The following is a 13,160-nucleotide window of genomic DNA, read 5'->3' as shown; positions in this document are numbered from 1 at the left end:
CCCTCTGTTCGCGCGGTGCTCTCCTGCACCGCGCGCGCCTTTCTATACATGCCGTTTGGAAGACCCCGCATGACCCTCACTTCTCCTATGCCCTTCGGCCGCCTGGCGCTGGGCCTGGCTTTGGCTGCCGCCCTGCCCGTTCAAGCCGACGACACTACCCTGACCGGCGACTGGGGCGGCCTGCGCCGTGAACTCGACGAGCAAGGCATCCGCTTCACCGGCGACTACAGCGGCGAGACCGCCTACAACGCCGACGGCGGCCAACACCGCTCGGCGCGCTACTCGCAAAACATCAAGCTCGGTGTGCAGTTCGACCTCGGCAAGCTCTACGGCTTCACCAACGGCGACCGCATTCAGCTGACCATCAACGACCGGCGCGGCAACAGCGCCTCCGAAGACCTGGTAGGCAACCGCCTGCCGATCCAGGAAAACTACGGCGGCCTCTACACCCGTCTCACCGAGCTGAGCTATGAGCGCACGCTGTTCACGCCCGCGCTGAACATCAAGCTCGGTTACATGGCGATGGGCAACGACCTCGGCGGCCTCGACAGCGGCATCCTGTGCAACTTCATGAACGCCGGTTTCTGCGGGCACCCGCTGAACATGTCCGGCGGCAGCGGCTGGACCAACTACCCGAATGCACGCCTGGGTGCGCGGGTGAAATACGACTTTTCGCCAAACTGGCAGCTGCGTGTGGCGGCATTCAATGTCGACCCCGACAGCAACGGCAACTCCAGCCGCGCCTGGCGCCTGGACCCCAAACACACCACCGGCACCGTGGTGCCGATCGAGCTGGTGTACAAACATGCGGGCACGCTGCCGGGTGAGTACAAGCTGGGCTATTACTACGACAGCTCCAATGTGAAGCGCATCGGCAGCAACAAAGATGTCAACGGTCGTGACGGCCACTACCTGCTGATCGACCAGGCCGTCTGGGCCTCCAGCACATCCGCAGGCCGTGTGCTGCACGCTTTCGGCCAATACTCGGCCGCCAGCGAAGCCGCCTCGCCGTTCAGCAAGTGGTATGGCGCGGGCGTGGTGCTGTACAAGCCGTTTGAAGGCCGCCCACGCGACACAATCGCCTTGGGTTATGGCCGTGCGGTGCCCAACCCACGCAGCCGTGACGTGCAGGAATTGGCGGCGTTCAATGCGGGGACGGACTACCCCAACCTGAACAATGCCGAGCAATTGATCGAACTCAGTTATGGCTACCAGGCCACGCCGTGGCTGACGCTGCGCCCGGATGTGCAATACATCATCGAGCCTGGGGCGTTCTCCGGTGAGAGCATCGATAACGCGCTGGTACTGGGGTTGCAGGTCAAAGCCGTATTCTAAAAGCCTGAACACCGTCGAAAATGTGGGAGCTGGCTTGCCTGCGATAGCGCAGTGTCAGTCAGAACACCTGGCGCTGACACACCGCAATCGCAGCGATGCGGCGACCCGACAAGCCAGCTCCCACAGTTGTTCTACGGTGTAATTGCGCCATGCTGGTACTCGCGCGGCGTACAGCCAAACTCTCGCCGAAACACTGTATGCAGGTACTGCGCCGATTTGAAGCCGCAACCCTGGGCAATGTCGGCGATCGCCAGCGCGTGGTTTTCCAGGCTTTTGGCCGCCGCCGCAAGTTTGAAGCGCAGAATCTCGTCATGCACGCTGCACCCACGCACCTTGCGAAAGTGCGACTCCAGGGATGAACGCGACACCCCCACATACGCCGCCACCTGCGCGGTCTTGATGCCCTGGCAGGCGTATTGGCGAATAAACAGCAACGCCTGCATCACATACGGATTGCCCAACGGTTGATGCAGGCTGGAGGCCTGCACATTGATTGCATCCGGCGGCACCAAAATCTGCGTGCCCGCACAGGGTTTGCCGTGCAACATCTGGTGCAGCAGCGCGGCGGCCGTGCGGCCCATGGTCTCGGTACCCTGGATGACCGAGCTGAGCGGCACGCGCGTAAGCGTGCGGGTCAGCGGGTCGTTGTCGATGCCGATCAACGCGACCTGTTCCGGCACGGCGATGCCGGCAGTGAGGCAGGCTTGCAGCAATTGCCGGGCGCGGGCGTCGGTGACGGCGATGATGCCGATGGGCTTGGGCAAGGCTTGCAGCCAGGCGATCTGCTGCTCCACCGCGCTGTCCCACAGCGGCGCACTGGTGCCCAGCCCACGGTAAACCTCAACCTGCAAACCATCGCGTTGCATCAGGCGGCGAAAGGCTTTCTCGCGCTCCTGCGCCCAGCGGTTGGCCTGGGCTTCGGGCAAGCTGAAGCAGGCAAAGCGGGTCAGCCCCGCCTCAATCAAATGTTCGTACGCCAACTTGATCAGTGCATGGTTATCGGTGGCCACATAGGGAATGCCCTTGGGGTAGGCGCGTGCATCCTGATAGGAGCCGCCCACTGCCACCACCGGCAAATGAATATCGGCCAGCGCCTCACCGATCAGCGGGTCATCGAAGTCGGCAATGATGCCGTCGCCCTGCCAGCGCTCGATGCCTCTTAAACGGCACAAAAAGTCTTCCTCCAGGAACAAGTCCCAGGACACACGCGTGCTGCTCAGGTAATTGCCGATGCCGGTGATGATGCCGCGATCGTAGATTTTGCTGCCGTTGAACAACAGGGCAATGCGGTGCACGGGCGGTAGGGTTTTCATTGTTTTTATCCTGGGGCCGGTCGCTACAGACTAGCCCTGGCTGGTCAAAATCGCACTACGTCTTGGTGATTTTCATAATCGGCAGTCCCGATGCCGTTGCTAGTATCGGGGCACCGCCAAGAACAATAAGGAAAACGCCATGCCGTACTTCCCAGGTGTCGAGAAGGTTCGCTTCGAAGGCCCCAGCAGCGACGCCCCTCTCGCCTTTCGCCATTACAATGCCAACAAACTGATCCTCGGCAAGCTCATGCGTGAACACCTGCGCATGGCCGCCTGCTACTGGCACACCTTCGTGTGGCCGGGGGCGGACATGTTCGGCATGGGCACCTTCAAGCGCCCGTGGCAGCGCAGCGGCGAGCCGATGGACGTGGCCATCGGCAAGGCTGAAGCGGCGTTCGAGTTTTTCTCCAAACTGGGCATTGATTACTACAGCTTTCACGACACCGATGTGGCGCCCGAGGGCAGCTCACTCAAGGAATACCGCAACCACTTCGCGCAGATGGTCGACCACCTTGAGCGCCATCAGGAACAAACCGGTATCCAGTTGCTGTGGGGCACCGCCAACTGCTTCAGCCACCCACGCTTTGCCGCTGGCGCCGCCAGCAACCCGGACCCCGAGGTATTCGCCTACGCGGCCGCTCAAGTGTTCAGCGCGATGAACGCCACCCAGCGCCTCAAAGGTGCCAACTACGTGCTGTGGGGCGGTCGCGAAGGCTATGAAACCCTGCTCAACACCGACCTCAAGCGCGAGCGCGAACAGCTCGGGCGATTTATGCGCATGGTGGTGGAGCACAAGTACAAGATCGGCTTTAAGGGTGACCTGCTGATCGAACCCAAGCCCCAGGAGCCGACCAAACACCAGTACGATTACGACAGCGCCACGGTGTTCGGCTTCCTGCATGAGTTCGGCCTGGAACACGAGATCAAAGTGAATATCGAGGCCAACCACGCCACCCTGGCCGGGCACAGTTTTCACCATGAAATTTCCACCGCCGTGTCCCTGGGGATTTTCGGCAGTATCGACGCCAACCGCGGCGACCCGCAGAACGGCTGGGACACCGACCAGTTCCCCAACAGTGTCGAGGAGATGACCCTGGCCACCTATGAAATCCTCAAGGCCGGGGGCTTCAAGAACGGCGGCTACAATTTTGACTCCAAGGTGCGCCGCCAGAGCCTGGATGAGGTTGACCTGTTCCACGGGCATGTCGCCGCCATGGATGTGCTGGCCCTGTCTCTGGAGCGTGCGGCGGCCATGGTGCAAAACGACCGATTGCAGCAGTTCAAGGACCAGCGTTATGCCGGCTGGCAGCAGCCCTTGGGCGAGGCGGTGCTGGCCGGTGAGTTCAGCCTGGCATCGTTGGCCGAGCACGCGTTTGCCCATGAGCTGAACCCGCAGGCTGTGAGTGGCCGTCAGGAGATGCTCGAAGGCGTGGTCAACCGGTTTATCTACACCTGACCGCCTGCTGATTTTGTGGCGAGCGGGCCTCTGTGGCGAGCGGGCTTGCCCCGCGTTGGGGCGCGAAGCGGCCCCTGTTACTGGCAACTCGGTTTTAACAGATACACCGCATCGCCTGGTTTCAGGGCCGCTTCGCAGCCCAACGCGGGGCAAGCCCGCTCGCCACACAAGCCCGCTCGCCACAGGTACGGTACATTCATCAAGTCAGTGTCTTTCCAACAACAATAAAAGGACGCACCACCATGAAAGCATTCAAACGTTCCCTGCTCGCCACTGCCCTGGCCCTGCTTGCCCTGCCGGTGATGGCCGACTCCGCCCACCCGAAAATCGGCTTTTCCATTGACGACCTGCGCCTGGAGCGCTGGTCCCGCGACCGCGACTACTTTGTCGCCGCCGCCGAAAAGCTCGACGCCAAGGTGTTTGTGCAGTCGGCCGATGCCAACGAGCAGAAGCAAATCTCGCAGATCGAAAACCTCATCTCTCGCGGCGTTGACGTGATCGTCATCGTGCCGTTCAACGCCACCGTGCTGACCAACGCCGTCGCCGAGGCCAAGAAGGCCGGGATCAAGGTGGTGTCCTATGACCGCCTGATCCTCAACGCCGACATTGACGCCTACATTTCCTTCGATAACGAAAAAGTCGGCGAGATGCAGGCCAACGGCGTGCTGCAAGCGGCGCCCAAGGGCAACTACTTTTTGCTCGGCGGCGCGCCCACCGACAACAACGCCAAGGTGCTGCGCGAAGGCCAGATGAAGGTGCTGCAACCGGCCATCGACAAGGGCGATATCAAGATTGTCGGCCAGCAATGGGTCAAGGAATGGAACCCCACCGAAGCCCTGAGCATCGTCGAAAACGCCCTGACCCGAAACGACAATAAGATCGATGCCATTGTGGCCTCCAACGACGCCACCGCCGGCGGCGCGATCCAGGCCCTGGCCGCGCAGAAGCTGGCGGGCAAGGTGCCGATTTCCGGCCAGGACGCCGACCTCGCCGCCGTCAAGCGCGTGATCGACGGCACTCAGACCATGACCGTGTACAAGCCTCTCAAGCTGATCGCCACCGAAGCCGCCAAGCTCTCGGTACAGCTTGCGCGTAATGAAAAACCTACCTACAGCTCGCAATACGATAATGGCAGCAAAAAAGTCGACACCATCCTGCTCACGCCAACCCCGCTGACCAAGGCCAATATCGACCTGTTGGAGAAGGACGGTTTCTATACCAAAGAGCAGATTGCCGGGCAGTGACTGCCATGGCCGACTACTTGCTGCAAATGAACGGCATCGTCAAAACGTTTGGCGGTGTCAACGCTCTGAACGGCATCGATATCAAGGTACGGCCGGGGGAATGCGTCGGCCTGTGCGGTGAAAACGGTGCCGGCAAATCCACCTTGATGAAGGTGCTGTCGGCGGTCTACCCGTATGGCACCTGGGAAGGGGAAATACTCTGGGACGGGCAGCCGCTTAAAGCCCATTCCATCAGCGAAACCGAGGCCGCCGGCATCGTTATCATTCACCAGGAACTGACCCTGGTGCCGGACTTGTCGGTGGCCGAAAACATCTTCATGGGCCACGAATTGACCCTGCCCGGCGGGCGCATGAACTACCCGGCCATGCTGCAGCGCGCCGAAGCGCTGATGCGCGAACTCAAGGTGCCGGACATGAATGTGGCGCTGCCGGTGTCGCAGTATGGCGGCGGTTACCAGCAACTGGTGGAAATCGCCAAGGCGCTGAACAAACAGGCGCGACTGTTGATTCTTGACGAGCCCTCCTCGGCACTGACTCGTTCGGAAATCGAGGTACTGCTCGACATTATCCGAGGCCTCAAGGCCAAGGGCGTGGCCTGCGTATACATCTCCCACAAGCTCGATGAAGTGGCGGCCGTGTGCGACACCATCGCAGTGATTCGCGATGGCAAGCACATCGCGACCACGGCCATGGCCGACATGGATATCGCGCAGATCATCACGCAGATGGTCGGCCGCGAGATGAGCAACCTTTACCCCACCGAGCCCCATGCAGTTGGCGAGGTGATTTTCGAGGCACGCAACGTCACTTGCTATGACGTCGACAACCCCAAGCGCAAACGCGTGGACGATGTTTCTTTCGTGCTCAAGCGCGGGGAAATTCTCGGCATTGCCGGGCTGGTCGGTGCCGGGCGCACGGAACTGGTGTCGGCCTTGTTCGGCGCCTACCCCGGCCGCTACAGCGCCGAGGTGTGGCTGAACGGCCAACTGATCGACACGCGCACGCCGCTCAAATCGATCCGCGCCGGGCTGTGCATGGTGCCCGAGGACCGCAAGCGCCAAGGCATCATCCCCGACTTCGGCGTGGGCCAGAACATCACCCTGGCGGTGCTCGACCGCTACGCGCATATGACCCGCATCGACGCCGAGGCCGAGCTTGGCAGCATCGACCAGCAAATCGCGCGCCTGCACCTCAAGACCGCCAGCCCGTTTTTGCCGATCACCAGCCTGTCCGGTGGCAACCAGCAAAAGGCCGTGCTGGCGAAAATGCTCATGGCCAAGCCACGGGTGCTGATCCTCGACGAGCCCACACGCGGCGTGGATGTGGGCGCCAAGTATGAGATCTACAAACTGATGGGCGCGCTGGCCGCCGAGGGTGTATCGATCATCATGGTCTCCTCGGAACTGGCCGAAGTGCTGGGGGTTTCCAACCGCGTGCTGGTGATTGGCGACGGCCAGTTGCGTGGAGACTTCATCAACCAGGGGCTCACCCAGGAACAGGTGCTCGCCGCTGCGCTCAGCCAACACAATAAGAATGGGAAAACCGCGTAGATGAACCAGGTCAAACACCTTTTTACCCGCTACAAAATGCTCGCCCTGGTGATCGCAGTGGCGATCATCTGGGTGTTTTTCAGTTGGCAGACCGAAGGCGGCTTTCTCACGCCGCGCAACCTGTCCAACCTGCTGCGGCAGATGTCGATCACCGGGATCCTGGCGTGCGGCATGGTGCTGGTGATCATCAGCGGCGAGATCGATTTGTCGGTGGGTTCACTGCTGGGGTTACTGGGCGGGCTGGCGGCGATTCTGGACGTGGTCTACCACATTCCGCTGCTCGCCAACCTCAGCCTGGTGGCGCTGTGCGGTTTGATGATCGGCCTGGCCAACGGCTACATGACCGCCTACCTGCGCATCCCCTCGTTCATTGTCGGCCTGGGCGGTATGTTGGCGTTTCGCGGGATTTTGCTCGGCATTACCGGCGGCACCACCATTGCGCCGGTGTCGCCGTCGCTGGTGTATGTGGGCCAGGGGTATTTGCCGCATGCCGTCGGTGTGGGGCTGGGCGTGTTGCTGTTCGCGCTGACCTTGTTGCTGACCTGGAAACAACGGCGCAACCGTGCACTGCATGGCCTGGCGGCGCATTCGTTGGTGCGTGACCTGTTACGCGTGGCTGTGATCGGCGCAGTGCTGGCCGGGTTCGTCACCACCCTCAACAGCTACGACGGCATCCCCGTGCCGGTGTTGCTGTTGCTGGTGCTGCTCGGCGTGTTCAGCTACGTCACCAGCCAGACCGTGTTCGGCCGCCGCGTGTACGCAGTGGGCAGCAATATGGAAGCCACACGCCTGTCGGGCATCAATGTGCAGGCGGTAAAGCTGTGGATCTTCGGCATCATGGGCGTGATGTGCGCCCTCGCCGGCCTCGTCAACACCGCGCGCCTGGCTGCGGGTTCCCCGTCGGCGGGCAATATGGGCGAACTGGATGCGATTGCCGCGTGTTTTATCGGCGGCACCTCCATGCGCGGCGGCTCAGGCACGGTGTATGGCGCGTTGCTCGGCGCGCTGGTGATTACCAGCCTGGATAACGGCATGTCGATGCTGGACGTGGACAGCTACTGGCAGATGATTGTGAAGGGCAGCATTCTGGTGCTGGCGGTGTGGGTGGATGTGAGTACGCGGGCGGGGCGCCGCTGAGGGGCTCGCAAGTACGGGCAAACGCCAATGTGGGAGCTGGCTTGCCTGCGATGGCGGTGTAAAAGTGCCAGCCAGTTAGCTGACACTCCGCTATCGCAAGCAAGCCAGTGACCTTTATGGATCGACGGCTTACTTGAGTGACGTGAACACAGGCACCGACGCCGCCGCAGTGTGCGTGGCTACTGCGCTGTTAGCGTTCAAGCAATGCTGCTCCCGTCAAAAAGGCTATACGTATACTCGGGAACCTTCGAGGGCTTGGACAGGTAGACAAATAACTTATTGTCCGCCTCTTGGACAGCCAGGACTTGCATAGGCTCACCTGGTGCTACGGCGACATGGTCAGGCAAAAAGCTGGTGGATAAGTTCTTTTTGGGTAGCGACTCATCAAACACATACACAACCTGTTGAGTGGCGTTACCGCGCTCCTCTGCTTCCTCCGTGGCCCAACTTTCCCATTCAGTGGCATTACGGACGGTCGCCGAAGCAGACTGTACACCCGAGTCTTTAAACACCTGACCTACGCCATTCTTGATCTTTTCAGCGCCCTCTGGCGTGACGAAAGCAGAACGATAGGCTTTGCCTTCGAAACTGTTTAACTCATCGAATTCTTCAAGGAACATATCCAGCTCAACGGTGCGTTCACCCGTTCGCAACGATTCATTGATAGCATTGCTATCCTTATCTATATATTCCCCCACCTCGTCATAATCTTCTGCGTTACTTTCGCTAATGAGCTTCGTCAGTGTGTCTGCAAAGGTTTGGCGTTGTGCTTGGGTAACGGGTGCTGCTGCGTTGCTTTGCTCAGTAATAACAGCGTCCAGCGCTTCACTTGCCTGGGCATATTCCAATGGAATGAACGCTGACTCGACGCCACCACCCACAACGCTCCTGAGTTGCCAAACGCCCGCCTCATCGGGCTTCGCGATAATGCCACTGCTCACCCACTTCGATGGATCAACCGGGTCTGGATTACGCAACAAATAATGCACGCCATCCCCACCATCAGGCGTGTCAGCGACAAAGTACTTTTGCCCTCTAAACTCAATTTCGCGCATCTGCGCAAAGGTTGCAGGTGCGTCAGTAGTTGGGTTTACTGTCGGCGGTGATTCAACAACTACTTCAGCGGTATTTTGCGAAGCGCTGGGGGTTCGCATCAGTTCCAAGTCGCTTTCCGAAGAGTCCGGACTCCATGTGTAATTTTTGCCGGGCGCTGAGACCTCAGAGACGTTGGCTACCCCACGCAGTCCCTCACTCAGCGCAACCTCGTGCGCCAGTTGTAAGCTTGAAATCACCGCTGCGGCAGTGCCGCCAAGGCGATCGGATGACGTCTTGCCATAGATGGAGTCATGGATACCAAAGACGATATTGCCCGCGTTACCGACACCAGGCAGATAACCGAAGGTATTGCCCCAAAGGTCTTTTGCGGCCTTCCAGTTTTGCTGCGAGGAACCAAACACTTGAGTTTGGTCGGACCACACCGCGTTTTTAGCATTCACCTCCTGGTAGTGAGCGGCAATACCGGTATCCAGGTTGCCGTATTTCAACCGATATCCGCTGTCGCGCGACTCGGTGTAATTAAATGTCTCCCACACGGGCACAGCCTCATCTTTAACGAGGCTTCGATAGCCAGGGTAGGTGGCATGGTTGCCTGCAATTAAATTATCCAGCACATCGCCCGCCTTGGGCCAATGCGCATCTTGGGTGCCTTGCCTGTCGCCGGCATTGAAACTGCGCAGCAAATGATTACGGTTTTTTTTAGCCCAACCGGCAAAGTCCCGATCGTCCCATATTTCGGTGACCCCGCCATTCTTCAAATCGATCATCACACCCTTATGGGGTCTGCTTTCCACATTGCCTTTAAACTCTAAGAATGGAACAAAGGCATACCCTGCCAATGGGTAGCCATAAATATTCGGCACAATGACCTGCCCGTTCCTGCGTAACGTGCGCCCCACGGCCGTTTGAGCGGCTTCGCTTAACTGCTCGAAACCTTCCTTGTCATTGGCCAGGCTTTGCAAGGTGCCCCGTACGGCATAGGCGTCAGCTTTGCCTGAACGCTGCGCCAATGCTCCCGTCGTGTCGCGCATGGGCTGGGATATCTCAAGCTCCCAATGACGCTGAAGTTTGTTGCCCATCGACTCCAGATCCGCGACCTTGCTTCTGTCCTGGGGCTCAATATGCATAGATTGGACGTTGACCGTGCCGCCTCGCTCGACTTTATCGTGCGCAAGCGCACCGGCGGCAATTTCCCACGCAAAGTAGGTACGTATATTTTGATTGGTCACATGGGAGGCCCCGTTAAGCTCCCTTACTGACGAGGTGAACGTTACGTTGATTTTTTCATGAGGGTCATAGCCTGCGGCCAGCAACCCACCACTGAAGTAGCCCGCCGGTTCGAGAAATTGGCGAGCCTGCTGGAATTTGACGTTGCGTTCGCCATCGCTGCCATTTTCTATATTGTTGATCGCCGCAACGACACGATCAGCATAGGCATCGATTCGCCGCATACGCTCAGGTAGCTTATAGGCCGCAGTGGGCGCAGTGGGCGCAGTAACGTGGGTTGCACCATAAATGAGCGACTTGTTAAAAATATCTTGTGACAGGGGAGCAGCGGTCGTTTCTGGCTTAAAACTGAGAGAGATACCAATGCCGCCTGCTGTGAAACCAACTGTTTGAACATTACCAGAGCCCTGCGTACCGGCCTCTGGTTCAAGAGCAACCGTTATCGCAGATTGTATAAGTGGAAACATATTTAAACTCATATCAGGATACTCCTTTCAGAATATTTACCCCCCCCAAAACATTGAGCATGAACGTGAATTAAACAACTATCACTCTCTGTTCAAATCATATGAAGTTGGGAGCCAGTCCCGGGTGTACTTTTGCCCCTTTGGCATTATTTCCACACCAGCAATCAGATGAGTCGTACCGAAGAATGAACGAGTTCCTTCGATAGAAGTCACGTTTGTTACCTGCTGTTTTTGCACCGCACAGCTTGGAAGTTGAACAGGACAGGCTATCGGTGCACTTGACTGTTGAACGCTCGGTGGGTGGCCTGTCGTCATGCTTTGTAAAGGGCCAGCAAGACGTGTCGGTTCCTTGATCAGACAGGTACTAAACGATGAAAAAATTGTCCCCGACCCACCTGACAATTCCGCCAAAGACCGCGCCGCCTTCAACCGCGCCATCGACCATTACCTACCCACCCCCGGCGTTCGCAGTGTTATCGAAGACCTGAGCTTCGAAGATGCCCTGCTCGACAGCGCTTCGGCCACCACGCTCAATTGCAGTGAAATGCTCGCCAGCCCCGAACGGGCGAAGATTCTGGCGGTGTGGCATTTGCTCGAGCTGGCGAGGACTACGGTGGATCGCTCCATTGAGTGCCTGAAGCCCGCCAAGGCTATGGCTTAAATGCGGTAAAAAAATGTGGGAGCTGGCTTGCCAGCGATGGCGGTGTATCAGCCAGACCATCTGGTGCTGATATCGCTATCGCAGGCAAGCCAGCTCCCACATGTGAACTACGGTGTATTTAAGTTACTTGGACACCGGCATCGCAAACTCCGCGCCTTGCTCGATGCTCTCCGACCAGCGCTGCATGATCGACTTCTGCTTGGTGTAAAAACGCACACCTTCCGTGCCGTAGGCATGCATGTCGCCAAACAGACTCTTCTTCCAGCCACCAAAGCCGTGCCAGGCCATCGGCACCGGAATCGGCACGTTGATGCCGACCATGCCCACTTCGATGCGCCGGGCGAATTCGCGGGCGATGTTGCCGTCGCGGGTAAAGCAGCTGACGCCGTTGCCGAATTCGTGGTCGTTGACCAGCTTGATCGCCTCGGCAAAGTCATTCACGCGCACGCAGGCCAGCACCGGGCCGAAGATTTCCTCGCGGTAGATGCTCATGTCTTTCGTCACGTGGTCGAACAAGGTCGCGCCGAGCCAGAAGCCGTTTTCCAAGCCTGCCTCGGTTGGCACGTAATCACGCCCGTCGAGCAGCAATTGCGCGCCGGCTTGCACGCCTTGTTCGATGTAGCCACTGATACGCTCCAGCGCAGCACGCGACACGATCGGGCCCATTTCAGCCTTCAAATCGCGGCCGTCGGTGATGCGCAATTGCTTGGCACGCTCGGTCAAGGAAGCGATGACTTTGTCACCCACATCGCCTACCAACACGGCGACGGAAATCGCCATGCAGCGCTCGCCGGCACTGCCGTAGGCGGCACCCATCAGCGCATCCACGGTTTTTTCGATATCGGCGTCGGGCATCACCACCATGTGGTTTTTCGCGCCGCCCAGGCCTTGTACGCGCTTGCCGTTGCGCGCGCCGGTTTCGTAGATGTATTGCGCAATCGGCGTGGAGCCGACAAAGCTCACGGCCCTGACGTCCGGGTGTTCGAGCAGTGCATCCACCGATTCTTTATCGCCCTGCACCACGTTGAACACGCCTTTGGGCAGGCCGGCTTCACGCAGCAACTCGGCCATGAACAGCGAGGCGCTCGGGTCGGTCGGGCTTGGCTTGAGGATAAAGGTGTTGCCCGCCGCAATGGCAATCGGGTACATCCACATCGGCACCATCACCGGGAAGTTAAACGGCGTGACGCCCGCTACAACACCCAAGGGTTGGCGCATCGTCCAGTTGTCCATACCACGGGAAACCTGGTCGGAATGCTCGCCCTTGAGCAGGTTGGGAATGCCGCAGGCGAATTCCAGAATATCGATGCCACGGTCAACTTCACCCTGGGCATCGGTGAAGACTTTGCCGTGCTCGGCGACGATGATGCGCGCCAGGTCGTCCTTGCGTTCACGCAGCAAGTGCAGGTACTCGAACAAGACGCGAGCGCGGCGGATCGGCGGTGTGTCGGCCCAACTGGCGAACGCGGCCTGGGCAGCGGCGACGGCTTCACCGACGGTCTGGCGGCTGGCCAGGGCGACGCGGCCGGTGATTTCGCCGGTGGCTGGGTTGTAGACGTCTTGATAGCGATCATCGCGGCTCGCGCGTTGGTCGTTGATGTAGTGCTCGATCGTACTGGTCATGGCAGGTGATCCCAGGTGGGTAGCGTTGAGGCACACGATAGGCTTTCAGTTTGTTCCAAACCAGAGCAGAATCCTGAACTTATTGTCCTTT

9 protein-coding genes are annotated in these 13,160 nt (G+C 59.2%); 6 read left to right on the top strand and 3 right to left on the bottom strand.

Annotated features, from left to right (window positions below; all coding sequences use genetic code 11):
* Window positions 1-69 precede the first annotated feature (69 nt).
* Window positions 70-1,335 carry a carbohydrate porin gene (locus ACQY47_RS27190; RefSeq protein WP_428553491.1) on the top strand — a complete coding sequence of 422 codons (1,266 nt, stop codon included), beginning with the start codon at window positions 70-72 and terminating at the stop codon, window positions 1,333-1,335.
* Window positions 1,336-1,466: 131 nt separating this feature from the next.
* On the opposite strand, the gene ACQY47_RS27185 is transcribed toward ACQY47_RS27190, so the two are convergent.
* Entirely contained in the window at window positions 1,467-2,648 is a 1,182-nt protein-coding gene (locus tag ACQY47_RS27185) for a XylR family transcriptional regulator (RefSeq protein WP_428553488.1), read from the bottom strand.
* 139 nt (window positions 2,649-2,787) lie between these two features.
* Here ACQY47_RS27185 and xylA point away from each other — a divergent pair, with 139 nt between their 5' ends.
* The 4 genes from xylA to ACQY47_RS27165 all read left to right on the top strand — a co-directional run bounded on the left by xylA (window position 2,788) and on the right by ACQY47_RS27165 (window position 8,035).
* The gene (gene xylA, locus ACQY47_RS27180) at window positions 2,788-4,104 is read left to right on the top strand and encodes a xylose isomerase (RefSeq protein WP_428553485.1); all 1,317 of its coding nucleotides are present in this window, start codon (window positions 2,788-2,790) and stop codon (window positions 4,102-4,104) included.
* 242 nt (window positions 4,105-4,346) lie between these two features.
* A complete protein-coding gene (gene xylF, locus ACQY47_RS27175) occupies window positions 4,347-5,348 on the top strand; it encodes a D-xylose ABC transporter substrate-binding protein (protein ID WP_428553482.1) in 1,002 nt (333 codons plus the stop codon).
* A 5-nt stretch (window positions 5,349-5,353) separates the two neighbouring features.
* Window positions 5,354-6,898: a D-xylose ABC transporter ATP-binding protein gene (xylG, locus tag ACQY47_RS27170; RefSeq protein ID WP_428553479.1), complete on the top strand. Its 1,545-nt coding sequence runs from the start codon at window positions 5,354-5,356 to the stop codon at window positions 6,896-6,898.
* Entirely contained in the window at window positions 6,899-8,035 is a 1,137-nt protein-coding gene (locus tag ACQY47_RS27165) for a sugar ABC transporter permease (protein ID WP_428553476.1), read from the top strand. It begins immediately after the preceding gene.
* 197 nt (window positions 8,036-8,232) lie between these two features.
* On the opposite strand, the gene ACQY47_RS27160 is transcribed toward ACQY47_RS27165, so the two are convergent.
* Window positions 8,233-10,797 carry a hypothetical protein gene (locus ACQY47_RS27160; protein ID WP_186617603.1) on the bottom strand — a complete coding sequence of 855 codons (2,565 nt, stop codon included), beginning with the start codon at window positions 10,795-10,797 and terminating at the stop codon, window positions 8,233-8,235.
* Window positions 10,798-11,134: 337 nt separating this feature from the next.
* On the opposite strand from ACQY47_RS27160, the gene ACQY47_RS27155 reads away from it, so the two are divergent.
* Window positions 11,135-11,446, top strand: coding sequence for a DUF6124 family protein (locus tag ACQY47_RS27155; protein ID WP_428553472.1), 312 nt, complete (start codon window positions 11,135-11,137; stop codon window positions 11,444-11,446).
* Between the two features lie 123 nt (window positions 11,447-11,569).
* On the opposite strand, the gene ACQY47_RS27150 is transcribed toward ACQY47_RS27155, so the two are convergent.
* On the bottom strand, window positions 11,570-13,069 hold the full coding sequence (locus ACQY47_RS27150) for a CoA-acylating methylmalonate-semialdehyde dehydrogenase (RefSeq protein ID WP_428553469.1): 1,500 nt from the start codon (window positions 13,067-13,069) through the stop codon (window positions 11,570-11,572).
* Window positions 13,070-13,160 lie beyond the last annotated feature (91 nt).

The organism is Pseudomonas edaphica (assembly GCF_965277385.1).
Lineage (GTDB): Bacteria > Pseudomonadota > Gammaproteobacteria > Pseudomonadales > Pseudomonadaceae > Aquipseudomonas > Aquipseudomonas edaphica.
This window is presented reverse-complemented; position numbering and strand designations above follow the sequence as displayed.

Coding starts and splice junctions, on each gene's coding strand:
- xylA (WP_428553485.1), top strand. CDS start 2,788: ATGCCGTACTTCCCAGGTGTCGAGAAGGTTCGCTTCGAAGGCCCCAGC.
- xylF (WP_428553482.1), top strand. CDS start 4,347: ATGAAAGCATTCAAACGTTCCCTGCTCGCCACTGCCCTGGCCCTGCTT.
- ACQY47_RS27185 (WP_428553488.1), bottom strand. CDS start 2,648: ATGAAAACCCTACCGCCCGTGCACCGCATTGCCCTGTTGTTCAACGGC.
- ACQY47_RS27160 (WP_186617603.1), bottom strand. CDS start 10,797: ATGAGTTTAAATATGTTTCCACTTATACAATCTGCGATAACGGTTGCT.
- xylG (WP_428553479.1), top strand. CDS start 5,354: ATGGCCGACTACTTGCTGCAAATGAACGGCATCGTCAAAACGTTTGGC.
- ACQY47_RS27190 (WP_428553491.1), top strand. CDS start 70: ATGACCCTCACTTCTCCTATGCCCTTCGGCCGCCTGGCGCTGGGCCTG.
- ACQY47_RS27150 (WP_428553469.1), bottom strand. CDS start 13,069: ATGACCAGTACGATCGAGCACTACATCAACGACCAACGCGCGAGCCGC.
- ACQY47_RS27165 (WP_428553476.1), top strand. CDS start 6,899: ATGAACCAGGTCAAACACCTTTTTACCCGCTACAAAATGCTCGCCCTG.